We start from the raw sequence: 24,515 nt of genomic DNA on the forward strand, positions 1-24,515 counted from the left end.
CGGGGGGGGCGGGGCGGGGGGGGCCCGCGCGGGCGGGGGGGGGGGCCCCCCGGGGGGGGGCCCCCCCCCCCGGGGGGGGGCCCGGGGGGGGGGGGCCCCCCCCCCCCCGCCCCCCGCCCCCCCCACGCCTGGGGCTGGTGGGGCGTCAACCGCACTTCTGCCCGCTGTTGATGCACTGCACTGCCTGGTTCATCAGCTGGTCCGACATCACGTTGATGAAGTCGTCGTGGTCGGTGATCGGCTTGTGCAACTGCTCGGGGAAGCCGTCGACCGCGAAGGTCTCGCCCGCCGGGACCTCATAGGTGATCTTGTTCACCAGCTGGGGGATCGCCTGGAAGCCGTTGGGGCAGGAGCCGTCCTCCTGGGCGAAGGCGACGTGGTCACGGTGGTTGGCGCTGTCGATGTTCTTGCCGTCCCAGCAGCTCTGGAAGGCGAAGCTGCGCACCACATCGCTGCCCTGCGGGCAGATCGGGTACTTGTCGGTCAGCTGGCGGTCCTCGAAGCCGGTGCAGCTCCAGTGGGCGTTGGCGTTGGCGGTGCCGTTGGTGAACGCCTTGGCGTCACCGGTGATGATCCGCAGGAAGCGGGGCATCGCGGTGACCTTGCCGACCGGGCTGCCCTTGAACTCGATCGTGGAGCTCTTGGGGGTGAGGATCTTGCCGACGTTCCCCTCGAGGCCACCGCCGAGCTGGTTGGCGTCCTTCTCCTGGGTGCCGTCCTGGACCCGGACCACCGGCCAGTAGTACGTGGACTGGTCGCCGTTGGTGCAGGTGGTCTCGCCCGCGGCCAGGCTGTCGTTGGTGGAGTTGGCGTTCGTGGTCTTGTTACCCACGTAGTCGTGGGTGTGGTGGGCGCCGTTGCCCACACCGGGCGCCACGATCACGTTGTCGGTGTTGCGGATGCCCTGTTCGTTGACACCGCACTCCGAGACGAAGCTGCCCTTGGACGCGTTGCCCTGGTTCTGCGGCTCCTTGACGTTGGGCTGCACCTTCGTGATGTCGACGAAGTCGTCGGGGGAGGGGCCGTTGCCCTGCTGCCCGCCGTTGCCGCCTTGCTGGTTTCCGCCCTGCTGGCCGCCACCCTGCTGCTGGCCATCGCCCTGCTGGCCGCCGCCTTGCTGGCCGCCCTGCTGGCCGCCGCCCTGCTGTTGGTCGCCGCCCTGCTGGTTGCCCTGCTGGCCGCCGCCCTGCTGCTGGTTGCCGCCCTGGCCGCCCCGGCCCTGCCCGGCGAAGTTGGTCTGCATCTTGCAAGCGCTCATCTGCTCGAGACCCGCGGGGCGTTGGGCGCTGCGGCTGATGGCGGTCCCGATACGGTCCAAGGTGGCCGTGCGCTGCTGCTGGAGCGTGGTGAGCACGGAGTCCGTGCCCGCCTCCTTGTTCGCCATGCGCTGGTATGCCTTGGCCACCTGGGAGTCGAGCTCGGCCAGGTTCCTGTCGACCTCGGTGCGGGCCTGGCGGGGCACGTCGTTGAGCTTCTGGCCCACGTCGGGGCAGCTGATCGTGCCCGCCGTCGCCGACAGCGTCCGCTCCTCGCCGGAGCTCTTGTCGCCGCTCGCGGACGCGTTCGCCGCGATGATGGCCGCGCCGCCACCGCCGAGCGCCAGCGCGGCGACGATGGCCACGGTCTTGTTCGTGAAACGCCCGCGTTTATGGGTCTGTTGCCTCATGAGATCACTTCACCTATTTGTTGAGGGCCTCGAAGTCGACAAGCCCGGTGTCCTCAAGGACCGTGATGTGGTCGAGAACGACTGCGTTGGCCCTTGTCGCGAGGGACCTGACCATGGAGTTCTCGCTCTGCGCCCGCACCTGGGCAACCAGGCCGAAGACCTTCCCGTGCGCGGCGCGCAGGCGGTTGGCGAACACACGCTGGAACTCTGCCGGTGAGGCGGCGTTGGTCATTTCGTTGAGCCAGCCCTGCTGCTGCTCATTGGGCTGGGTGGGCAGGTCAATTCCGAGAGCCTGGCCCACCTCGTTGGATCGGCGGTCCAGCTCGGTGTGGCCCTCGATGAGGTGTTCACCCGCGGTCTTCACGGCGTCGGTGTTGCCACGCTGCTGCGCCATGCGTCCCGAGGGGAGCTCCCACAGGCCGGCGAGCTTGACCTTGCGGACGAAGTCCCTGTCGACCGCGGTGAGCGGTCCGTATTGCGTACTGATGGTTCCTTTGCCGTCGTCGATGACCCCGCTCGGGAGCGCCGCGGCGCTGCTTTCGCCGAACAGGCTCACGGGGATGAGCAGTGCCGCGAGCGTCATGGCGAGCGCACCGATGATGAGCCCGGTCCCGATCGTGCGGCTGGAAGCAATGGATCTGCTGATGACTGATCGCACAGCGCCCTCCTTGGTTCGGAGTGACACCGGACGCTAGTGCCTGGTGTGGGCCGGGAGTGGAGAGCTCATCACCAATGAATAAAGACCTGACAGCGATCGCTACTTGCTGGTACTCTGCCGAACTGTTTTGTGTCCCGCCCCCTGAGCTGGTGCTTTACGTCCGCTTTGCCCAGTCGGGGGGCGGGAGTTGCCCGGGCCGGCGCCGGCCGGGGGTCGGCGTTGAGCTCAGCCCTTGGCGAGTGCCTTGAGCCGGGTCAGGCTGCCGTTGAACTTGTTGTGGTCGCCCACCACCGGCCCGGAGGACGTGTACTGCCAGATGGTGTGCGTCTTCCAGCCGGCCGGCAGCGCCCCCGGCGTCGACGCGTAGCGCGCGAGCCACAGCGGGTTCTTCGTGCCGAACGCGCCGCTGTTGCCGGTGCAGGACTTCCACCAGCTGGTGGTCGTGTAGATCACCGGGTCGCGCCCGGTGCGCTTCTTGACCCGGGCGCTGAAGTCCTTGATCCAGGTGACCATCTGGGCCTTGGTCTTGCCGTAGCAGGACGCGCCGTACGGGTTGTACTCGATGTCCAGCACGGGCGGCAGGGTCTTGCCGTCAGCGGACCAGCGGCCGCCGTTGTTCACGAAGTAGTCCGCCTGTGCGGTGCCGCTGGACTTGTTCGGCAGGGCGAAGTGGTACGCGCCGCGGATCATGCCCTTGTTGGCGGAGCCGTTGTACTGCGAGGCGAACTTGGGGTTCTTGTACGTCGTGCTCTCGGTGGCCTTGACGTAGGCGAACCGGACGTTCTTGTTCCAGAGTGACGTCCAGTTGACCGTTCCCTGGTGGTTGCTGACGTCGACCCCCTCCACCGTGGCGGCCACCGTGGCCTTGGGGATCGCCTTGGGGTCGCCGCCCTCGTGCTCGGCGACGGTCGAGCCCATCCAGTCCCGCTCGGGGTGTGCGGGGGCCTGGGCCCGCGCCGCGCCGGCCTCGGACGCCTCGGTGGTCGAGGCCATGGCGGGCACTAACGAGGCCAGGGTGGCGGTGACCGCGAGGGCCAACCCGCCCATGGCGTAGGGCGAGCGCAGAGCGGGGCGCTTCCGGTGGGCACCCTTGCCGGTCTGTGCGGACATATCTGCTCCTCCGAACTCGGTGTCACGTGGGGGGAAGTGCGGTGCGGCGAAGATACGCGCGTAGATCGCGAGGGTGGAAGGGGTTCGCGAATGAATTCGCGGATTCGCTGAACGCCTCGCCCGTCACGTCCGTACCGATGGACGTGAAGCCCGAGCACGCACCGCGAAGGTGTTCCCCGGAAGACGCCACCCGTCCGGCCCCCGGCCGCGCCGCGGCCCCGTGCCCTGCGCCATGGGCCGCGGTGCCGCGCCGCCGCGGCCGTATCGGCGTCGGTGCGGTGGTGCCGGCCGTCGCTGCCGTGGCGCTGCTGTCGGCCGGGTGCGGTTCGGACGGCGAGAACGACAAGGCGTCGATCGGGGAGCGCGGGAAGGCCAAACCGGGCGCGAGCGCCCCGGTCGCCCGGCCGGCGAGCGTTGAGAAGCTGGGCAAGGCCATGGGCTGTAAGCCGGAGATCACCACGGACGTCGACGACTACCGCCAGGGGGTCTGCCATCTCGGCAAGAAGAACTATGTCTTCCTCAGCTTTGTGACCGCCAAGGGGCAGCGGGACTGGCTGGACTACGCGCAGATGTACGGCGGGAGTTTTCTGGTCGGCAACCGCTGGGTCGTCTCGGCGGAGTCCATGGGCTCCCTGAAGGCCGCCCGGGACAAGCTCGGCGGCGCCATCGAGAAGTCCACCGCGTACAAGTCCTCCCCGTCCGTCTCGAACCCGCCCCCCTCGGGCTGAGGTGACGGCCCGTCTCACGCCCTCTCTCCGCCCCTTCTCTGTCCCCTTTATATGGGGCCCGATACAAGCGGGTCCTCCAGCGGCCCTATATAGGGGACAGGGGCGGGCTGAAGGAGGGCGAGGAGTGTCCCTCCCGTGCGCCCGCGCCGCCCCTTGACAGCCCCGTCGGATACTGGGTTACTTGATCGCGTCGCGCGGTTAAACCGAATGTTCGGTCGGTTCATGAGGTGGTGCCAGACATGACGGTGTCGACGCATACGACCGGCGGCGGGCGCCGGCTGGGATCACCACCGCCGGCCGAACTCCTCGACGCCGCCGAACGGATGGGGCCAGAAGAGCTGCGCGAGACCCAGCTCGCCCGGCTGCGGGCCACCCTCAGGCGGGTCTACGACCATGTCGAGCCGTACCGGGCGAAGTTCCGCGCGGCCGGCGTCGAGCCCGAGGACTGCCGCACGCTGGCGGACCTGGCCCGCTTCCCCCTCACCACCAAGGCCGATCTGCGCGACACCTACCCCTTCGGCCTGCTCGCCGTGGACCGCTCACAGCTGCGCCGCGTCCACGCCTCCAGCGGCACCACCGGCCGTCCCACCGTCGTCGGCTACACCGCGAACGACCTGTCCATGTGGGCCGAGGTGGTCGCCCGCTCGCTGCGCGCGGCCGGTGGGCGCCCCGGCCAGATGGTGCATGTCTCCTACGGCTACGGCCTGTTCACCGGCGGCCTCGGCGCCCACTACGGCGCCGAGCGGCTGGGCTGCGCCGTCGTCCCCGCCTCCGGCGGCATGACCGCCCGCCAGGTGCGGATCATCGAGGACTTCAGGCCCGAGATCATCATGGTCACCCCCTCCTACATGCTCACCCTCCTCGACGAGTTCGAGCGCCAGGGCATCGACCCGCGCACCACCTCCCTCAAGGTCGGCGTCTTCGGCGCCGAGCCGTGGACCGAGGAGATGCGCCGGGAGATCGAGGAGCGTGCGGACCTGCACGCCGTGGACATCTACGGGCTGTCCGAGGTGATCGGCCCCGGGGTGGCCCAGGAGTGCGTGGAGACCAAGGACGGGCTGCATGTGTGGGAGGACCACTTCTACCCCGAGATCGTGGACCCGCTCACCGACGAGCCGGTGGCCGACGGCGAGGAGGGCGAGCTGGTGCTGACCTCCCTGACCAAGGAGGCCATGCCCGTCATCCGCTACCGCACCCGCGATCTGACCCGGCTGCTGCCCGGCACGGCCCGGCCCGCGTTCCGCCGCATCCAGAAGATCACCGGCCGCTGCGACGACATGATCATTGTGCGCGGAGTGAACCTCTTCCCCAGCCAGATCGAGGAGATCGTGCTGCGCACCCCGGGCGTCGCCCCGCACTTCCAGCTGGTGCTGACCCGGCGCGGCCGAATGGACCAGCTCACCGTCCAGGCCGAGGCGCGCCCCGGCGCCACGCCCGAGGCGCGCGAGGCCGCCGAGCGGGCCATCGCCCAGGCGGTCAAGGAGGGGGCGGGTCTGACCGTCGAGGTGGCGGTGGTGGAGCCGGAGTCGCTGGAGCGCTCCGTCGGGAAGCTCCGCCGGGTCAAGGACCTGCGCTGAGGACCCAGCGTGGTGGCGGCCCATCAGGTCAGCGCAGATCGCCGCGGAGCGGCACGGTGAAGGGATCGGCGGCGCGCGAGCGGGTCACATACTGCGGGACCGGGGCGGCGTCGGTGCCGGTGTCCCGCACCAGCCCGTAGCGGATCGCCGCGTCCCCGGGCGGCTGCGACACGTCCTGGAGGATCTTCGCCCGGTCCACGGCCGAGACCGTGAGGTTGTAGTCGGCCCAGTCCTCGTTGAGATGGAGGGTCACGCTGCCGTCGAGGTAGTAGTACTCGTTCTGCCACATCTGCTGGGCGCCCGCGGGCAGGGTGTCGAACCCGGTGGCGGCGCTGCCCATCCAGGTGTGCGGCCGGTCCGTGGCCCCGGGCATCTGGTCATCCATGCGGCGGCCCCCGCCGGAGGCCACATGGAACAGCCGCCCGCTCAGCCCGGTCCAGCTGGGCATCCGCAGCCGGCCGGACCGCTCGGCGGGCACCAGCTGCCAGCGGACCAGCACATACCCCTGCCCGGTCAGCGTCACATACTGGGCGTTGTTGACCATCACATATCTGCCGGGGCCCGGCTGTTCATAGCTGCCGGAACCGGTGATCGCACGCCCCTCCGGCCGCTTCGGCAGCGGACCGGGGCGGGCGGTGGCCGCCGGGGCCGCGTCGGCCTTGTCGACCACCGTGCCGTACAGCGAGCGCGGAACGGCCGAGGCGGGGGCCGACCGCGAGGACTTGGGCTTGCTCGATGGCGGGCGGGAGACCGCCTCGCCCACCTCCCCGGTCGGCGCCGCCGCCGACGCCTCGGGTACGGCGGGTGCGGAGGACGCCGCGGCGGACGGCGGACGCCCCGGGTTCGGGGCGGAGCCGGGCCCGGCCTGGACGTACAGGGCGGTGGCGGCGACCGCCAGACCGCCCGCCGCGGCCACCGCCACCACCGGCTTCGCCGTGGTCTGCGCCAGGAGCTGAGCCAGTTTGCCCCCGGCGGTCTTCGACGCCGCCGCCGTGGCTGCTGCCGCTGACGTCCCCGAGGCGAGCTGTCCCAGCGCGTACGCGGCCAGCCCTGCCGGAAGCGGCACCAGGGCCATGCCCACCAACAGCCCCTCGGCGGGCACCAGATCGGCCGCGGCGAAGCCGCACCGCGGACACTGCCCGATATGGCGGGCCAGGCGCTTGCGCCACAGCGCGGACGGTCTGCCGTGCCACGGCTTCACCAGCGCCGACAGCTCCGGGCAGCGCGGCGACGCGCGCAGCGCCCGCACCACGCCCCGGGCGGTGTCCAGTCGGCTCTTGACCCGCTGGACCCGCACCGCGGCGTGTTTCGGGGCGAGTTCACAGGCCGCCGCGAGCTCGGCGCGGGTCAGCTCGCCCGCGGCCTCCAGCCACCACAGCGACAGCACCTCCCGCTCGTCCCGCTCCAGCCAGCGGGTCGCCTCCACGACCTCCCGCCGCTGCCCGGACAGCCCGAGCCGCAACACCGTCAGCTCGGCGAAGTCCGCACCGGGATCGGCCACCTCGACGGCCTCCTCCAACTGCCCGGCCCGCGCCCCCGCCCGCCCCTCGCGCCAGCGCTGACGCACCTGGTTCAGGGCTATCGCCACCAGCCAGGACCGGAACCGCTCCGGGTCGGTCAGGCCCGCCAGCCCCGTCACCGCCCGCAGCATCGTCTCCTGCACGACGTCATCGACGTCGGCGTGGCCGTCCAGGGCCCGGCCCACCACGTTGTAGACCAGCGGCAGGTACTCCTCCAGCAGCTCCGCCAGCGCTCGCTGGTCCCCGGCCCGCGCCGCCGCGACGACCGCGGCGTCCGACTGCTCCTTGGTGCGCACGCGCCACCTCGCTCTCTCCCGATCAGGGCCCCATTACGGCCGACCACCCCGGTCATGCCGGGGCGCCCCCCACAGGAGACGGAGCCACGCGGTCTGGATAACACAAATCCCGGAAAGCTTCCTGCGCCCCGGAACCCCGCCGAACTCCGGGCCGACTACCTGCTCACCGGCATTTCACCGGAGGACTCGACCTGGGAGGGATTCATGGCAGGTACCGGCAACGGCCGCCGCAAACTGCTCCGTGCAGCGGCGGCGGGAAGCCTCGGCGCGGGGCTGACGACGGTCGCGGCGGCCCCGGCCCGCGCCCAGCAGGCCCGCGAGGAGGACGGCGCCGCGACCGGCGGGGCGTCCGGGCGGCCGATACGGGTGGCGGTGCTGCTGTACGACGGCTTCACCGCGCTGGACGCCGTCGGCCCGTACGAGGTGCTGTGCCGCGTCCCCCACGTCTCGGTGACCATGGTGGCCAAGCGGGCCGGGCGGGTGCGCACGGACACCGGGGAGCTGGCGCTGGTGGCCGAGCGGTCGCTCGACGAGATGCCCCGGGCGGAGGTCGTGCTGGTGCCGGGCGGGGGCGAGCGCGGCACCACGGCCTCGATGGGCGACGAGGCGATCCTCGACTGGCTGCGCCGTATGCACGAGCAGACGGTGTGGACCACCTCGGTGTGCACCGGGTCGCTGATCCTGGGCGCCGCCGGACTGCTCCGCGGCCTGCCCGCCACCACGTTCTGGGCCGCCCGCCCCTCGCTGGCCGATGTGGGCGCCATCGACACACCGGGGCGGTTCATCGAGACGGGGAAGATCATCACCGCCGCGGGGGTCTCCGCCGGGATCGACATGGGCCTGCATCTCGCCGCACGGCTGTCCGACGAGAACACCGCCAAGGCCATGCAGCTGGCCGTCGAGTACGACCCGGCCCCGCCGTACGACACCGGCAGCCCCGACAAGGCCGGCCCCGAGCTCCAGCGGCTGGCCCTGAAGCTGCTGGCGGACGCCGCGACATGATGTCCGGCGGCGTGTGCTGACCTGCGGTGACGCGCGGCGATGCGCGGGGGGAGCCGCGGTGATGTGCGCGGACGCGCTCAGCCGCCCCGGGGCAGCGGCTGCTCCGTCCAGATCACCTTGCCGTGCTCGGTGTAGCGGGTGCCCCAGCGCCGGGCGAGCTGCGCGACCAGGAACAGCCCGCGGCCGCCCTCGTCGGTGGTGCGGGCCCGGCGCAGCCGCGGGGAGGTGCTGCTGCCGTCGGCCATCTCGCAGATGAGCGCGCGCTCGCGCAGCAAGCGCAGTTGCAGTGGTTCGCGGCCGTACCGGATGGCGTTGGTGACCAGCTCGCTGACGATCAGCTCGGTGGTGAACGCCGGCGCATCGAGGCCCCACTCGGTCAGCCGCGCGATGACCTCCTGGCGCGCCCGGGACACCTCGGCCGGGTCCGCGGGCAGATCCCAGACGGCGACCTGATCCTCGCCCAGGGCCCGGGTACGGGCCACGAGCAGCACCACATCGTCCACGGGACGCTCCGGGAACAGCGACTCCAGGGCGGCGCAGGTCTGCTCCGGCGTACGGCCCGGGCGGGCCAGCGCCGCACGCAGCCGCTCGAAGCCGACCCCCGGGTCGTGGCCGTCGCCGGTGAGCAGGCCGTCGGTGTAGAGCACCAGCAGACTGCCCTCGGGGACCTCGAAGTCGGCGGTCTCGAACGGCAGGCCGCCCACGCCGAGCGGCGGCCCCGGGGGCACGTCGGGAAACTCCACGGTGCCGTCGGGCAGCACCAGGGCGGGCGGCGGGTGTCCGGCCCGGGCGGCGGTGCAGCGGCGGTTCACCGGGTCGTAGACGGCGTACAGACAGCCGGAGCCGACGATGCCCGGCTCGCTCTCGCCGCCCGGCTCGGGCCCGGTGTCCGTCGAGTACGTATCCGTGCCGCCCGCCGGGTCGGTGCCCGGGGCGTCCGTACCCGTCGCGTCCGGGTCGAGACGGCAGACCAGATCGTCGAGTTGGCTGAGCACTTCGTCGACCGCCAGGTCCAGCGCCGAGAAGTTGTGGACGGCGGTGCGCAGCCGGCCCATCGTCGCCGTCGCGTGCAGTCCGTGCCCGACCACGTCGCCGACCGCCAGGGCCACCCGGGCGCCGGACAGCGGGATCACATCGAACCAGTCGCCCCCGACCCCGGTCGTCGCGGGCCGATAGCGGTGGGCGGCCTCCACGGCGTGCTGCGCGGGCAGCCCACGGGGCAGGAGGCTGTGCTGCAGCGCCAGCGCGGTCGTGTGCTCGCGGGTGAAGCGCCGCGCGTTGTCGATGCATACGGCGGCGCGGCTGACCAGGTCCTCGGCCAGGGAAAGATCGTCCTCTTCGAAGGGCTGCTTGAGCGCGGAGCGGTAGAAGGCGGCCACGCCCAGGACGACGCCCCGGGCCCGCATCGGCACCGCGATCAGCGAATGGATCCCCGCGCGCAGCGCCTGTCCGCCGCGGGCCGGATCGTTGGCCAGCCAGCCGTACGCCTCGTTCAGATACGGCTCGAGTACGGGTTCGCCGGTGGCGAGCGCGCGGGCGTGCGGTGTGGAGGCGGCGTAGCTGACCGACTCGCCCACCGCGTACAGATGGGATCCCGTGCGCACCCCCGCCATCGCCACCCGCAGCAGCGGGCCGCCGGTCCCCATCGGCTCCTCGCCGCGCAGCACGCAGTCCGGCAGGTCCACGGCCACACAGTCGGCGAACCGCGGCACGGCCACCTCGGTCAGCTCCTCGGCGGTGCGGGTGACGTCCAAGGTGGTGCCGACCGTCACGCCCGCCTCGCACAGCAGCCCAAGCCGCTCCCGGGCCAGCAGCGCCAGGCGGCTGACGCCGGGCTCCCCGACGGCGAGCGGCCCGCCGCGCGCCCACGCGTCGGAGGAAGGTACGGGGCCGGGGTGGCCCGACGCGACAGGCGGGGTGGGGCCGTCGGCGGGCGGGAGCGTGGGAATCGCGAGGCTCCCCGGGACGAGCGGCGGATGGGACATCGGGCCTCCGCCCGCGAGGACGGGCGGCTCGGGGGAGCCCGTACGGTCCTCAGCGGCACAGCGGCAGCGCCTGCCGCCGGGCAGCACGGCCTCGACGAGGAAGCCGATCGCGCCGGTGGGGCCGTGGGCCTCATGGCACCAGAGCGTGACACCGCGCCCCTCGGGGAGCCGCGCCTCCACGACACAGGCGCGTCCGTCGGCGATGAGCTGTACGGCCAGCTCCTGAAGGACCAGCCGATCCCGCCGGTCGAGGGCGTCGGGGGCCTCCCGGGCGCCGTCGACGGCGAAGGAGGCGAGCAGGGCCCGCTCGCGGGCGGTGATGCGGTCGAGCAGCCGTTGCTCGACAGCGACCGCCGCCTGGTGGACCAGGCCCAGCATCGAGACATCGGCGTGGCGGTGGTCGCAGGTGAGGTCGAGCGCGCCGAGGACGCGCCCGCTCAACGGGTCGCGGATGGGGGCGGCCGCGCAGGCGAACTGTCGCATGATGTCGGCGAAGTGCTCCCGGCCGCATACGAAGGCGGGCTGCCGGGCCGCGAGCGCGGTGCCCATGCCGTTGGTGCCGGTGAGCTCCTCGGAGAAGCCGAAGCCGGGGGCGAGGTTCAGGGAGTCGAGGAAGCGGTTGAGCGAGTGTTCGCCGACCCGGCGCTCCAGCACTCGGGCGTCCTGGTCGCACAGGACCGCGCTCACCCGGATACCGGAGACCTGGGACTCGAGCCGGTCCAGCACCGGCCGGGCGGCCTCGGTCAGGCTGCCGCCGAGGTCCAGCTCCGTGTGGTAGAGCACGTCCACGTGGTCGGCGGCGATGCCCAGCGACCGGCAGCGCTCCCAGGAGCTGAGGATCGGCGGACGTACGGCGCGGCTGACAAGTCTGCCCGCCAGAAATCGGTTGTGGGCATCGGTGAGGACGGCGGTGTCGTCCCAGCTGACCGGCACTTCATCACTTCCCCGAGGAATGGTCCCTCTTTCAGAATTCAAGTTTCACCCCAAATGGGGGCATCTGCCAGCAGAGGGGTGAAGGGGGGTGACGGACGGTATCGGCGCTGGTGAACCGCGTCCTGGTGCGCGGGGTGACCCGCCCGACGGACCGGGGCCCGGACGGCGCCGGTCCGTCGGGCGGAGCGTCCGAACAGGGGCCCTCAGGCCGCCTGGGCGACGGTCCTGCGGCCGGTGGACGGGGGCGCCATGATGCCGCCGCGGCGCAGGACCGCGTAGCCGACGCCGATGCCCACGGCCACCGGCCACTCGATCGCGTCCGCGGCGCCCAGCAGGCCCAGGCCCACGTACAGCGGCAGGCCGCCCTTGGCGGGCAGCCAGCGGCGGGCCATCGCCACCGGCAGCAGCGCCGCGTCCATCAGGCCGCCCGCCACGCTCCCCATCGTGGGGCGCCCCATGGTGGGGACGGTGACGGTGAAGGACCGCTTGCCGCCTTCCGCCGTGGCCTTGACCGGCTTACCGGCCTTCGTCACGGCCTTGGTGCTCTTCGTGGCCGTACCGGCCGTGGCCTTCGTGGCCGTGGCCTTCGCGGCGGTGCTCTTCGTGGCCGTGCTCTTCGCGGCGGCCGCCGTCTTCTGCCGGGCCGTCGTCTTCTGCCGGGCTGCTGTCTTCGTCTTGTCCGAGGCCCCGCGCTTGCGGGTGGTGGTGGGAGTACTCACAGATCTCACGTCCACACATGGTTGACGTTGCGGTAATTCCTCACTTTTCAGGGTAATCGGGATTCATCTTCTGCCGAACAGGGCGCCTTCCGTCGAACAGGGCGCCGAGTGGGGGCGGCTGCCGGGCGACGTACAGGGAGGCCGCGCCGATGTCCCAGGCACCACGGTCAGAACGGCCGAAACAGCCGGAACGGTCGCGGCGATCGGGACCGCGCATCCCGGCGCCCCCGCTGCTGGGACCCCTCGCCGGCGGGGTGGCCGCCGGTGTGCGCGGCGCGGCCGGACTGGTCGGACGGCTGGCGAGGCTGCCACAGCGCGGAGTGTGGTCCCACCCCGGGCGCTGCTATATCGAGGTCCGGGGGGTGCACGGCATCGGGGGCGAGCGGGTCGGCCGCCGCGTGGAGACGGCGCTGGAAACACACCCCGGTGTCCGGTGGGCGCGGGTCAACGCGCCCACCGAACGCGTCGTGGTGTCGCTCGTCTCCCCGCCGCCGCGCGAATCCGAACTGGTCGCCCTGGTCGAACAGGCCGAAGCCCTCGGAGCCGCCGTCGTGGCCGAGGAGTTCGACGAATGGCGCCCGGAACCGCACCACCCCTCCGAAGGCGCCAACACTCCCGAATCCCTCTCCGCGCTGACCGCGGACACCGTGGGCCTGACCCTGTCCACCGCGCTGCGCCTGGCCCCCTGGCTCAAACTGCCCACCGAGGTGGGCGCGCTGGCCTCCCTGCTCCAGCACCATCCGCGGGTCCACCGGCTGGCCGCGGCGATCGGCGGCTCGGAACGGGCCGACTCGGCCCTGACCGCGCTGAGCGCGCTGGCCCAGGGCGTGGCGACACACGGCGGAGGGCTCGCCCTGGACACGGTCGAGCGCATCGCCCAGTGGCGGGAAGCCGACGCGGAGAGCGAGGCATGGGAGGCGGCCGAACCGCATCTGGTGCACGGACCGCGGGACGTGGCGGCCGAGCCGATCATCGTCGAGCGGCCCGGACCGCCCCCCAGGGACGCCACCGCGCACTACGCGGAGCGGTCCATGCGCGCCGGGGCCGTCGCCGGCGCCCTCGCCGTGCCGTTCGCCGGCCCCCGCCGCGGGCTCGCCGTGGCGCTGGCCTCCATACCCAAGGCGCCGGGGGGCGGCCGGGAGGGGTTCGCGACCAGCCTCGGCCGCTTTCTCGCGCTGCGCGGCGTGGTGGCCATGGACCGCGGAGCGCTACGGCGGCTGGGCCAGGTCGACACCGTGCTGCTGGACGAGGAGGCGCTGCGCAGCGACCGGTACGAGCCCATCGACATCGAGGTGCTCGACGGGGCCGAGGCCCCGCTGATCGCCGAACGGCTCTTCGAACTCTTCGACCCCGACGGCCCCCTGGAGATCCGCCGCAACGGCCAGGGCTGGGCGCTGGGACCCCTGGACCGGCTCGATCTGACGGGCCGTACGGGCAGCCAGGCCGCCTCCCGGCTGGGCCGCAAGGGCAGCGAGCGCGTCCTCGGCCTGGCCAAGGGCCGCCGTCTGCGGGCCGTGGTGGGGCTGGCCGTGCAGACCGCCCCGGGCGCCGAGGCCGTGGCGGCCGCCGCCCGCCGGGCGGGCGCCCGCGTGGTCCTGGCCACCGACCGCCCTCACCCCGCGTTCGCCTTCGCGGACGCGGTGGTGCCCGCCGGAGGACGCCTGGTCGCCTCGGTGCGCGCACTGCAGGCCGACGGCGCCGTGGTGCTGCTGCTCTCGGGCAACCGCCGGGCGCTGGGCGCCGCCGACTGCAGCATCGGCACCCACCGGGAGGGCGAGCCCCCGGCCTGGGGCGCGCATCTGCTGGTCGGCGCGGACCTGGAGTCCGCCGGGGTGATCGTGGACGCCGTGGGAGTGGCGGCCCGGGTCGACCGGGACAGCGCCATACTCGCGGCCGGCGGCAGCGGCGTCGGCGCCGTCGCCGCCCTCCGGGCCCGGCGCCGCCAGGCCGCCGCACGCGCCACCGGCGCCAGCAACATCGCCGGCACCCTCGCCTTCTGCATGGGCAACTGGCGCGCCCGGCAGCTGATAGCGCGCCCCCTGGCCCCGCCGGTGACCTCCACCCCCTGGCATCTGATGCCCGTGCCGCGCGTCCTGGAACGCCTGGGCACCCGGTCCGACGGCCTCGCCCCGGCCGAGGCCGCCGCCCGCGCCCGCGCCCCCGGCGCGCCGCGCACCGGAGAGCCGCCCGCCACCAGCCTGCCCACGGCGTTCATCGAGGAACTGGCCAACCCCCTCACCCCTGTGCTCGCCGCCGGGGCCGCGCTGGCCGCGGCCGTGGGATCGCGCACCGACGCCGCCCTCGTGGCCGCCATCACCGGCACCTCCGCGCTGGTCGGCGGGGTCCAGCGGGTCAGGACCGAACGCGCCCTGGCCGAGCTGTTCGCCCGCTCCGCCATCGGCGCGCGGGTACGCCGCGGCGGCACCGAGCGGCTGGTCGCCGCGGGTGACCTGGTGGCCGGCGACATCGTCGCGCTGCGCCCCGAGGACGTGGTGCCCGCCGACTGCCGGCTGCTGGAGGCCGAGGGCCTGGAGGTCGACGAATCGTCGCTGACCGGCGAATCCCTCCCGGTGGCCAAGGACCCGGCGCCGGTGGCCGCCGCGGACATCACCGGGCGCCGCTCGATGCTCTACGAGGGCACCACCGTCTCCGCCGGACGGGCGGTGGCCGTCGTGGTGGCCACCGGCACCTCCACCGAGGTCGGCCGCAGCCTCGCCACCGCGCGCCAGGCCGCGCCCGTCACCGGCGTGGAGGCCCGGCTTGGCAGGCTCACCCGGGCCAGCCTGCCCATCGCCCTCGGCTCCGCGTCCGCGGTGTCCGCGGCCGGGCTGCTGCACGGCCGCAAGCTGACCGACACGCTCGCTCAGTCGGTGAACCTCGCCGTCGCCTCCGTACCCGAAGGGCTGCCCTTCCTGGTCAACGCGGCCCAGCTCGCCGCCGCACGCCGCCTGGCGGACCTCGGCGCGCTGGTGCGCAACCCCCGCACCATCGAGGCGCTGGGCCGCGCCGACGTCCTGTGCTTCGACAAGACCGGCACCCTCACCGAGGGCAACCTCCAACTCGCGTCCGTCATCAGCGACGGAGGGGACCAACTGCCCGCCGACCGGCTCGACAACCCGCGCAAGGCCGTGCTCGCCGCCGCGCTGCGCGCCACCCCGCCGGCCCGCCAGGCCGAGCCCATGGCCCACCAGACCGACCGCGCGGTGATGGCCGGAGCCCGCCGCGCCGGCGTCGCCGTACGACAGGGCGCCCCCCGCTGGCGGCGCACCGACTCACTGCCCTTCGAACCGTCCCGGGCCTACCACGCCACCGCTGGGCGCGCCTCGCGCGGCATGCTGCTGAGCGTGAAGGGCGCACCGGAGAACGTGCTGCTGCGCTGCACCCGCCGGCGGACCCGGGACGTACGGGCCCGGGACGTACGGACCCCGCTGGACACCGCCGCCGCCAAGGAACTCGCCGACCGCGCCGAGGAACTGGCCGGCGCGGGCCGCCGGATCCTGGCCGTCGCCGAGCGGCCCATGGCGGACGACGAGGAGCTGACCGACGAGTCCGTACGGGACCTGGACTTCCTCGGCTTCATCGCGCTCGCCGACCCGGTCCGCACCAGCGCCGCCCCCGCCACCAGACGGCTGCACGAGGCGGGCGTGCACACCGTGATGCTCACCGGCGACCACCCGGCCACCGCGGACGCCATCGCCGCGACCGTCAGCGACGTCCCCGAACCCAAGGTGTGCACGGGCCCCGAACTGGACGAGCTCGACGACGCCAGACTCGACGAACTGCTGCCCACCGTCGATGTGATCGCCCGGTGCAGCCCGCACCACAAGGTCCGCATCGTCCAGGCGTACCAGCGCCTCGGGCGGGTCGTGGCGATGACCGGCGACGGGGCCAACGACGCCCCCGCCATCCGCCTCGCGGACGTCGGAATCGCCCTCGGCCGGCGCGGCACGCCCGCGGCGACCGCCGCCGCCGACCTGGTCGTCGGCGACGACCGGCTGCAGACCATCGTCTCGGCGCTCATGGAGGGGCGGGCCATGTGGGCCTCGGTACGGGCCGCGCTCGCCATCCTCATCGGCGGCAACCTGGGAGAGGTCACCTTCAGCGTGGTCACCTCCGCGCTCACCGGCGGCACACCGCTGAGCGCCCGGCAGATCATGCTGGTCAACCTGCTCACCGACCTCGCGCCCGCGCTCGCCATCGCGGTGCGCGAGCCGACCGGCCACACCGGCGAGCGGCTGCTGCGCGAAGGCCCGCACCGCTCACTCGGCACCGCCCTGACCCACGAGATGCTGCTGCGCGGCGCCATCACCGCCCTCGGCGCGGGCATGGCCTGGTCCGGCGCCCGGCTCACCGGCCGCGGCCGACGCGCGAGCACGGTCGCGCTCGTCGCGCTGGTCGGCACCCAACTCGCCCAGACCCTGGCCACCGGCGGCCTGGACCGGCACGTCCTGATCGCCGGGTTCGGCTCCGCGGCGGTCCTCGCGGGCATCGTCCAGACACCGGGCGTCAGCCAGTTCTTCGGCTGCACCCCGCTGGGCCCGGTGGCGTGGGGCATCACCATGGGCTCCATCGTCACGGCCACCCTGGTCGGCTCTGCGCTGACACCGCTGGTGCGCGGTATGGCGGCGTAGGGCGGTCGTGGGCTAGGGCGTAGGACGGGTCGTGGGCTGGGGCGCGGCCTGGGGCGAGGGCCAGGGCGCGGGCGTACGGCGTGCGGGGGGCTTACCAGCGTACGGCCGAGAAGTCGATCGGCTGGGGCCTCAGCTTCCGCACCCGGTCCGTCAGCCCCGCCATGCGGCGGGCCGTCTCGGCGGCGGGCAGCCGCTTACGGTCCCCATGGCCGGGCAGCAGCCACTCGAAGCGCAGCCGCGGGACCGTGCGGACCAGGGACGCGGCCAGCTCCTCGATGGAGTACCAGGTCACGCTCTCCACGACCTCGATGTCCGCCGTGGTGCGCGACCAGTAGAGGCTGTCACCGCTGAAGCAGTACCGCTCGTCCGCGACGTACAGCACGCTGCCCTCGGTGTGCCCGGGGAGCGGATGGGCGACCACGCCGTCGGCCACCTCGACCGGCTCGATGCCGCGCAGCACACGGTCCGCGTCCGGGGCTGAGGCCAGATCGCCCTCGTGGATCCACAGCCGCGCGCCGAAGCGGTCCGCCCAGCGGCGGCCGTGCGCCGCGTGGTCGCGGTGGGTGAGCAGCACATCGGTCACCGGGCCCAGCGCCTCGTACCGCCCCGCCAGCGCCTCGCTCCAACGCGGGGTGTCGACCATGACGCTCCCCGAACGGCGGCGCAGCAGATAGGAGTTGGCCGCGGCGGTGTGCGTCGAGTTGTGTCCGCACAGCCAGACGGAGTCGTCCAGGGCCAGCGGAAACGGGTCGAGCGCCGGATCGAGCCGCTGCCCGGCGGGAGGGCGGATCGACCGGGTGTGACAGGCGTACGCGGCGGTGTGCAGCAGCCTGGTCTCCGCCTCGTCGCGCGGTTGGCGCAACACCCGCGAACGGCCGTCGGCCTCGCCGATCAGCCCCGGCGCGAGCTGCCGCGCCACATCGCAGTTCGTACAGCGGTCGTCCACGTGCCAGCCGCCCTGTCGGCCGCCTTGGGCTGGCTGCGCCGTGTCGCTCATGGTTCGAGGTCCCTTCCGTCTGTGCCGATTCCTCTGTCGATCACGGCCGGTGTGCGGCCGCTCACCCCATGGATATCCCGGGTGCGGCCCAAAAAAGAAGAGGGGCCGGACCTTGTTGTTCTCCGGGGAGGGGACTCTGGGCGACCGCGACACACGCGGTAGGTCTGTGGTGATTTGTCGGCCCGTCAGCGGGTGTCGAGCGCCAGCCGGACCGCGAGCCCGCCGAAGATCACGGCCGACGCCCGCTCCAGCCGGCGGCGGAAGGAAGGCCGGCTGAGCAGCTTGTCCGCCAGGCTTCCGGCCGCCAGCCCCACCGTGGCGTCCACCGGCAGCCCGACCATGATGAACAGCCCGCCGAGCGTCAGCAGCTGCAGCCACACCGGCCACGCCCCATCGCCCACGGTCAGGAACTGCGGCAGAAACGCCAGGTAGAAGAGGATGACCTTGGGGTTGGCCACATTGGTGAGCGTCGCCATGAGATAGAGCTTGCGCAGCGGCCGACGGGGCGCGGCGGCGGCCGGCGCGGGCCCCTGCTCGGCCTCGCCGGGCGTACGGCGGCCCGCCCGCCAAGAGGTGATGGCGAGGTAGATCAGAAACACCGCACCGGCCAGCCGCACCACCTCCAACGCCTCCGGAGCCGCCCGGAACAGCGCACTCAGACCGAGCGCCGCGGCGAGCGTATGCACGGCCAGCCCGGTCGACATCCCGAGCGCGGCCACCACCCCGGCGCGGCGGCCTCCGGCCGTGGCGTTGGCCACGATGAAGAGCATGTCGGGACCGGGGGCGATGCTGAGCAGGAAGGCGGCCGCGACGAAGGCGGCGATGAGAGAGAGTTCCATGCGGCGAGTATCACCGGGGCGATGAAGCTGACCAAAGGCGTTTTCGTGGTGGCTGGGGTGCGGTGGGCGGTGCGTCGGCTGTCGGGGCCTGGGCCGGGGAGCGTCGCCTCGTGGCCGGCGCGTTGTGGGCGGGGCGCCGTGCGTCTGCACGGCGGGGTTGGCGCCCCCGGGGCGTGGGGTCGTGGGCGCCCCGGCACCGGCGGTCGGCAGCGGGCCTCTCGCCCGGGGTTGGCCCGTCAGGCCGCGCCGACGGTGGCCGGCGCGTGGTGCCCGGGTGCGGTGGGTGGGGGCCTCTCGCCCGGGGCCGGCGCGTGGTGGCCGGGCACGGTGGGCAGGGGCAGGGAGTAGTGACGGGCCCGCGCCATGGACGTGGCAGGGGGCACGGCGCGGGGGACGGCCCCGGCGGCGGTGCGGGGACAATGGGCGGGTGACCTACCGCTACCGCGTCCTCGGCGCCACCCAGGCCGTCCGTCCGGACGGCACCGAGGTGCCGCTGGGCGGCGCCCGGCTGCGTGCGCTGCTGGGCGCGCTGGCCGTGGGCGGTGGCCGTCCGGCGTCCATGGCGCAGCTGGCCGCCCAGGTCTGGGGCGAGGACGAAGCGCCGCCCGCCGACGAAGTGGCGGCGGTGCAGGCGCTGGTGGGGCGGTTGCGGCGGGCGCTGGGCAAGGAGGCGGTGGCCTCGGTGCCCGGGGGCTACCGCCTGGTGGCCGAGCCGGACGACATCGACCTGTTCCGCTTCGAGCGGCTGGCGGCGGAGGGCTCCGCCGCGATCGGCGCGGGCGACCCGCGTCTGGCCGCCGCGCTGCTCGACGAGGCGCTGACGCTGTGGCGCGGCCCGCTGCTCGCGGATCTGCCGGGCGCCGCCAGCGGAGCGTCCCCCGCCTTGCGCAGCGGCCCCGCCGCCGTACGGGCCGAACGCCGCCACGCCCAGGCGCGCCGTGACCGCCTGGCGGCCGAGGTGGCGCTGGGCCGTGCGGAGGGCGCCCTGGCGGAACTGGCGGCGCTTGCGGACCAGGAGCCGCTGGACGAACCGCTGCAGGCGCTGTGGATCCGCGCGTTGCGCGCCACCGGCCGCCGTGCCGAGGCCCTGCAGGCGTACGAGGAAGTCCGCCTCCGGCTCGCCGATCGCCTCGGCGCGGATCCGAGCGGCGAACTGCGCGCCCTGCACGCCGAACTCCTGGCCGAGGACGCGACCCCGTCGCCGCCGGACGGTTCGGCGTGGCCTGCCGGGAGCGGCGCGCCTGAGCTTGACGGGAGCGGCAGGCAACACGGGCCGGGGAATCTGCGGCCCCGGCTCACCACCTTCGTCGGGCGCGAGACTGAACTGGACGGGCTGGTCGACGAGTTGCGCTCCCGGCGGCTGGTCACCCTGATGGGCCCCGGCGGTGTCGGGAAGACCCGGCTGGCCCTGGAGGCCGCCGAGGCGGCGGACGGGGCGTGGCCGGGCGGGGTGTGGGTGGCCGAGCTGGCGCCCGTACGGGGCGGGGAGGCCGTGGCGGAGGCGGTGCTGACCGCCCTCGGGGCGCGTGATACGGCGCTGGGCGGGCCCGGCGCCCGGGAGCTTCGGGCGGCCGAGGGAGCCGCGCTCGGCCCCCTCGCCGAGCTGCTGGAACACTGCGCCCGGCGCCGGATGCTGCTCGTCCTGGACAACTGCGAGCATGTGGTCGGCGCCGCGGCCGAGCTGGCCCAGGCCCTGCTCACCGACTGCCCCGGCATGACCGTACTGGCCACCAGCCGGGAGCCGCTGGGCGTGCCGGGCGAGTGGGTACGGCCCGTCGAGCCGCTGCCGCCCGAGGTGGCGCTGCGGCTGTTCGCCGAGCGTGGCGCCGCCGTACGCCCCGGGTTCGGTACGGAGGCTGACCGGCCGGCGGGTGAGGAGATCTGCCGTCGGCTCGACGGCCTGCCGCTGGCCATCGAGCTGGCCGCGGCCCGGCTACGGGCGCTGACCCCGCGCCAGATCGCCGACCGCTTGGACAGCCGCTTCCGGCTGCTGACCGGCGGCCACCGAACCGCGCTGCCCCGGCAGCGAACGCTCCGGGCGGTGGTGGACTGGTCCTGGGACCTGCTGGACGACGGTGAGCGGACCGTGCTGCGGCGGCTGGCCGTCTTCGCAGGCGGCTGCGCGCTGGAGGAGGCCGAGGCCGTCTGCGCCGGGGACGTCTGCGGCGGGGACGTCTGCGGCGCGGAAGCTCACGCCGAGACCGTCTATGCCGGAGACGTCCGCGCCGGGGCCGCCTGCGGCAGGGAGGCCCGCACCGAGGCCGCCGACGCCGAGACCACCCGCGCCGAGACCACCCGCGCCGAGGCCACCCGCGCCGTGGACGCTCACGCCGGGACCGTCTACGCCGAGGACGTCCGCGCCGGGGACGCCTGCGGCGGGGCCGTCCGCGCCGGAGACGCCCGCGCCGAGACCACCCGCACCGAGGCCGCCGACGCCGAGACCACCCGCGCCGAGCCTCCTCGCGCCGAGCCCCCTCGCCCCGAGGCCACCACCCCAGCGACCCTCGACATCCTCAGTTCCCTTGTCGACAAGTCGCTCGTGCTCGCCCTCCCCGAGGGCCCGGACGGAATGCGTTACCGGCTGCTGGAGACCGTCGCCGAGTACGCCGCGCAGCGGCTGGCCGAGGCAGGTGAGCGGGAGGCCGTCGAGCGCCGGCATCTCACCGTCTACCGCGAGCTGGTCCGCACCGGCGACCCCCTGCTGCGCGGCCCGGAGCAGGCGCGGTGGCTTGAGCGGTTCGAGGCGGAGCACGACAACGTACGGGCCGCGCTGCGGCGCGCCGTGGAGCTGCGGGAGGAGCAGGAAGGGCTGTGCCTGGCGCTGTCCATGAGCTGGTTCTGGCAGCTGCGCAACCACTACGGGGACGCCCGCTCGTGGGCGCCCGCCGTCGCCGCGCTCGGCCCCGACCCGTTCCTCCCGCCCGTACGGCCCGCCGTGCCGCTGCCCGACCCCTGCACCGCCCAGGCGCCGCCCTGGTCCGAGGAGCAGCTGTGGGAGGCCAGGCGCGGGGTGCGGCTGATGGTCTTCGCGAGCGGCGGAGGGGGCGCCGCTCCGGCGGACGGGGAGGGTGCCCAGGAGTATCTGCGCGGGATCGTCGACGCGTACCGGCCGGGGCTGCCGCAGACCTGCCGCCAGCCTGGCTTCCTCTGGTTCTCCGCCAGGCTGCTCACCGGTCAGTCGGCGAGCCTCGGCGAGACCCTGGACGACGCGGTGCGGGACTGCCGGGAGTTCGGGTACGTCTGGGAGCTCGGCCTCGTCCTGCTGCTGCGGGCGAGGCTGCGGTACGGCCACCCGGGCGGCCCGGAGCGATCGGAGGGCGACGCCGACCAGGCGCTGGCCCAGTTCGAGCGGGCCGGCGATCCGTGGGGGATCGCGGAGTCGCTGTCCGTACGTGGCGAGGCGTACGAGTGGCGGGGCCGGTACGAGGAGGCCGCCGCCGACTTCGCGCGCGCCATCGGGATCGCCGCGCGGGGCGGCGCCAAGGGCCAGGTCCCGGCGCTCAAGGCCAGGCTGGCGTCCGTACGTCTTGAGACCGCCCGGGACGCGGGGGAGGAGGCCGAGGCCGAGCGGGTGCTGTGGCAGGCGGTGGCGGAGTCGGGTCAGTACGCGGGGGAGGCCCTGGACACGGCGCGGCTGATCCTGGTCCAGCGCCTCGGCCGCACGGGCCGTACCACCGCCGCGCGGGATCAGCTCGACCAGCTGGAGCAGGCTTTTCCGGCCGCCACCCCGGCGTTTCTCACCGGCATGGTGGCGGGCCTGCACGGCTGGCTGGACTGTCTGGACGGCGCGTACGAGCGCGCCCAGGGGCACCTCCGGCGGGCCGTGCGCTGCCTGGAGACCCTGGCCTACCTTGTCGCCCCGCATCTGGTGGCCGAGCAGTTCATCAGCGCCGCCTGGGCGAAGGCGCACCTGGGCGCGGCGGAGGACGGAGCGCGGCTGCTGGGCGCGTACGACCGCGGGCCCGTGATGGAGGGCTTCTGCTTCCGCTCCTTCTCGGCCGCGGCCGAGGTACGGCAGCGGGCCGAGACGGAGCTGCGCCGGGCGCTGGACGCGACGGCGTACGAGCGGGCCTACGCCGAGGGCGGCGGCCTCCCGGTGGAGGAGGCCGCCACCCTCGTGTGATCGAGCCCAGCCCCGAGTCTGAACGATCTGCCCCGGGGCGCTAGTCGTTCGGCTCCGACTGGGCGTCCGCCAACCGCTCCCGGGCCTCGGCCAGGTCCTCGTCCGTCGGGGCGTCGTCCTGGGTGAGCTTCAGCCGCCAGTAGCCGGTGAAGTCGACCGACCGCCGGTCGATGCCGCGCTCGTCGAGCAGATGCCGGCGCAGGCTCCGTACCGCCCCCGCCTCACCGGCCAGCCACGCGAACACCGAGCCGGGCGGGAAGGCGGCCGAGCGCACCGCGTCGAGCAGCAGCCCGCGGGATCCGGCGGGGCGTCCGCCGCGGTGCAGCCAGTGCACCTGCACCTGGCCCGCGGTCGTGAAGCGCTGTTCCTCCGCCGCGTCGGCCACCTCGATGTAGGCCACCGCGCGGGCGCCCTCGGGCAGCGCCTCGATCAGCGTGCCCATCGCGGGCAGCGCGGACTCGTCACCGGCCAGCAGCGTCCAGTCGGCCACGCCGAGCGGCACTGGGCGGGCGAAGGCCGCGGACGGGCCGAACATGCCGAGCGTGTCACCGGGCCTGGCCACCCGCGCCCAGCGCGTCGCCGGCCCCTCACCCCCGTCCTCTTCCCCGTCCCCGTGCAGGACGAAGTCGATGTCCAGCGCTCGGCGCCGCGGGTGGTACGCCCGGATGGTGTAGCTGCGCATCCACGGCCGCTCGTCCTCGGGGATCGCCTGGTACGCCTGGTACCACCGCATCACATCGCCGTCCGCGCCGGGCGCCGGGAGGCGGGGCGCCGACTGGCCGGGCCTGGGGAAGTACAACTTGACCTGCTGGTCGGGCGCGTCGCAGACGAAGTCGGCGAGGTCGTCCCCGCCGAAGGTCACGCGCGCCATGCGCGGGGTGATCCGCTGGACCTCGGTGACCTGGATGAACCGGACCGGCAACGACTGCTGCACCGCATCTCCTGAAGGCTGTGGGGCTGTAGGGCTGAAGGCTGTAGGGCCTTCACCAGGGCGGCACACCCGGTGCGCCGCCCATGCCCACGACAGTCCCAGCCGCTCCCTACAACCGGTCTACAGCTCGTCTACAGACCCCCGCAGACCCCCGTAACGCCCGTCATGAAGGGGCCGTGTCCGGGAGTCCGTACCCGTTCACCAGCGCGCGCCCCGCCCGCGTGGCGCGGGCGGCCACCTCCGCCGCCACCGCACTGGGGTCGCCGAACATCCCGTCGAGCAGCAGGGCGACATAGCCGCGCGCCATCACCGAGAGCGCTTCGAGCAGTTCGACCGCGGTTTTCGCCCCCTGCCCCGGCGGCACCACCTCGAACGCGCTCGGCAGCAGCAGGTCGATGAACTCCCGGGTGCTGTTGCGCAGTTCGAGGTGGTGGGCGCGCAGACCGGGGGCGAAGAGCAGCTCGAAGCCGCCCCGGTGGACGGCGGCGGCGCGCACATAGCTGCCGGCGACCATGGCCAGGCGCTCATGGGGCGAGGAGGCCGTGGCCATGGCCTGGAGATGGATGGCCCGCAGCCGGTGCGACACCTCCAGGGCGGCGGCCGCCAACAGCGCGTCGCGGTCGGCGAAGTGCCGGTAGGGCGCCCCGGGGCTCACCCGGGTGCGGCGCGCGGCCTCCGCCACCGAGAAGCCGCGCACCCCTACCTCGTCCACGATCTCCAGCGTCGCCCGGACCAGCGCGGCAGCCAAGTCGCCGTGGTGGTAGGCGCCGCGTTCCCTGCCCCCGCTGCGTGCCATCCGG

The 24,515-nt window shown here is 73.9% G+C and carries 15 protein-coding genes; 5 read left to right on the top strand and 10 right to left on the bottom strand.

What is annotated here, in order from left to right; translation table 11 throughout:
- Positions 1-145: 145 nt before the first annotated feature.
- From ACH4U7_RS34135 to ACH4U7_RS34145, 3 genes are all read right to left on the bottom strand, one after another.
- Positions 146-1,666 (bottom strand): DUF1996 domain-containing protein, encoded by a 1,521-nt coding sequence (locus tag ACH4U7_RS34135; protein WP_398531650.1) that lies wholly within the window; start codon positions 1,664-1,666, stop codon positions 146-148.
- A 13-nt stretch (positions 1,667-1,679) separates the two neighbouring features.
- Entirely contained in the window at positions 1,680-2,324 is a 645-nt protein-coding gene (locus ACH4U7_RS34140) for a DUF4142 domain-containing protein (RefSeq protein ID WP_398531651.1), read from the bottom strand.
- 225 nt (positions 2,325-2,549) lie between these two features.
- Positions 2,550-3,434: a lysozyme gene (locus ACH4U7_RS34145; RefSeq protein ID WP_398531652.1), complete on the bottom strand. Its 885-nt coding sequence runs from the start codon at positions 3,432-3,434 to the stop codon at positions 2,550-2,552.
- A gap of 242 nt (positions 3,435-3,676) precedes the next feature.
- On the opposite strand from ACH4U7_RS34145, the gene ACH4U7_RS34150 reads away from it, so the two are divergent.
- The gene (locus tag ACH4U7_RS34150) at positions 3,677-4,162 is read left to right on the top strand and encodes a hypothetical protein (RefSeq protein WP_398531653.1); all 486 of its coding nucleotides are present in this window, start codon (positions 3,677-3,679) and stop codon (positions 4,160-4,162) included.
- Positions 4,163-4,401: 239 nt separating this feature from the next.
- On the top strand, positions 4,402-5,739 hold the full coding sequence (paaK, locus tag ACH4U7_RS34155; RefSeq protein WP_398531654.1) for a phenylacetate--CoA ligase PaaK: 1,338 nt from the start codon (positions 4,402-4,404) through the stop codon (positions 5,737-5,739).
- Positions 5,740-5,767: 28 nt separating this feature from the next.
- On the opposite strand, the gene ACH4U7_RS34160 is transcribed toward paaK, so the two are convergent.
- Positions 5,768-7,555, bottom strand: a complete 1,788-nt coding sequence (locus ACH4U7_RS34160; protein WP_398531655.1) for an RNA polymerase sigma factor — start codon at positions 7,553-7,555, stop codon at positions 5,768-5,770.
- Positions 7,556-7,759: 204 nt separating this feature from the next.
- Between ACH4U7_RS34160 and ACH4U7_RS34165 the strand changes: the two genes are divergently transcribed.
- Positions 7,760-8,557, top strand: a complete 798-nt coding sequence (locus ACH4U7_RS34165; protein WP_398531656.1) for a DJ-1/PfpI family protein — start codon at positions 7,760-7,762, stop codon at positions 8,555-8,557.
- A gap of 77 nt (positions 8,558-8,634) precedes the next feature.
- Here the strand turns inward: ACH4U7_RS34165 and ACH4U7_RS34170 are convergent, their stop codons facing one another.
- Positions 8,635-11,475, bottom strand: a complete 2,841-nt coding sequence (locus ACH4U7_RS34170; RefSeq protein ID WP_398531657.1) for a SpoIIE family protein phosphatase — start codon at positions 11,473-11,475, stop codon at positions 8,635-8,637.
- A gap of 203 nt (positions 11,476-11,678) precedes the next feature.
- Complete coding sequence (locus tag ACH4U7_RS34175; protein WP_398531658.1) at positions 11,679-12,203, bottom strand: hypothetical protein; 525 nt, start codon at positions 12,201-12,203, stop codon at positions 11,679-11,681.
- 140 nt (positions 12,204-12,343) lie between these two features.
- On the opposite strand from ACH4U7_RS34175, the gene ACH4U7_RS34180 reads away from it, so the two are divergent.
- Positions 12,344-16,825 (top strand): HAD-IC family P-type ATPase, encoded by a 4,482-nt coding sequence (locus ACH4U7_RS34180; protein WP_398531659.1) that lies wholly within the window; start codon positions 12,344-12,346, stop codon positions 16,823-16,825.
- A 91-nt stretch (positions 16,826-16,916) separates the two neighbouring features.
- Here the strand turns inward: ACH4U7_RS34180 and ACH4U7_RS34185 are convergent, their stop codons facing one another.
- Positions 16,917-17,822, bottom strand: a complete 906-nt coding sequence (locus tag ACH4U7_RS34185) for an MBL fold metallo-hydrolase (protein ID WP_398531660.1) — start codon at positions 17,820-17,822, stop codon at positions 16,917-16,919.
- 185 nt (positions 17,823-18,007) lie between these two features.
- Positions 18,008-18,661 (bottom strand): LysE family translocator, encoded by a 654-nt coding sequence (locus tag ACH4U7_RS34190; RefSeq protein ID WP_385615031.1) that lies wholly within the window; start codon positions 18,659-18,661, stop codon positions 18,008-18,010.
- A gap of 427 nt (positions 18,662-19,088) precedes the next feature.
- Here ACH4U7_RS34190 and ACH4U7_RS34195 point away from each other — a divergent pair, with 427 nt between their 5' ends.
- Positions 19,089-22,784 carry an AfsR/SARP family transcriptional regulator gene (locus ACH4U7_RS34195; RefSeq protein WP_398531661.1) on the top strand — a complete coding sequence of 1,232 codons (3,696 nt, stop codon included), beginning with the start codon at positions 19,089-19,091 and terminating at the stop codon, positions 22,782-22,784.
- Between the two features lie 40 nt (positions 22,785-22,824).
- On the opposite strand, the gene ACH4U7_RS34200 is transcribed toward ACH4U7_RS34195, so the two are convergent.
- Positions 22,825-23,718, bottom strand: coding sequence for a siderophore-interacting protein (locus ACH4U7_RS34200; RefSeq protein WP_398531662.1), 894 nt, complete (start codon positions 23,716-23,718; stop codon positions 22,825-22,827).
- A gap of 160 nt (positions 23,719-23,878) precedes the next feature.
- Positions 23,879-24,511 carry a TetR/AcrR family transcriptional regulator gene (locus ACH4U7_RS34205; RefSeq protein ID WP_398531663.1) on the bottom strand — a complete coding sequence of 211 codons (633 nt, stop codon included), beginning with the start codon at positions 24,509-24,511 and terminating at the stop codon, positions 23,879-23,881.
- Between the last annotated feature and the right edge of the window lie 4 nt (positions 24,512-24,515).

The sequence above is a fragment of the Streptomyces sp. NPDC020845 genome, assembly GCF_044334165.1.
Lineage (GTDB): Bacteria > Actinomycetota > Actinomycetes > Streptomycetales > Streptomycetaceae > Streptomyces.

Excerpts from the sequence above, each read along its gene's own strand:
- ACH4U7_RS34190 (WP_385615031.1), bottom strand. The coding sequence starts at position 18,661 with ATGGAACTCTCTCTCATCGCCGCCTTCGTCGCGGCCGCCTTCCTGCTC.
- ACH4U7_RS34185 (WP_398531660.1), bottom strand. The coding sequence starts at position 17,822 with ATGAGCGACACGGCGCAGCCAGCCCAAGGCGGCCGACAGGGCGGCTGG.
- ACH4U7_RS34180 (WP_398531659.1), top strand. The coding sequence starts at position 12,344 with ATGTCCCAGGCACCACGGTCAGAACGGCCGAAACAGCCGGAACGGTCG.
- paaK (WP_398531654.1), top strand. The coding sequence starts at position 4,402 with ATGACGGTGTCGACGCATACGACCGGCGGCGGGCGCCGGCTGGGATCA.
- ACH4U7_RS34145 (WP_398531652.1), bottom strand. The coding sequence starts at position 3,434 with ATGTCCGCACAGACCGGCAAGGGTGCCCACCGGAAGCGCCCCGCTCTG.
- ACH4U7_RS34205 (WP_398531663.1), bottom strand. The coding sequence starts at position 24,511 with ATGGCACGCAGCGGGGGCAGGGAACGCGGCGCCTACCACCACGGCGAC.
- ACH4U7_RS34135 (WP_398531650.1), bottom strand. The coding sequence starts at position 1,666 with ATGAGGCAACAGACCCATAAACGCGGGCGTTTCACGAACAAGACCGTG.
- ACH4U7_RS34165 (WP_398531656.1), top strand. The coding sequence starts at position 7,760 with ATGGCAGGTACCGGCAACGGCCGCCGCAAACTGCTCCGTGCAGCGGCG.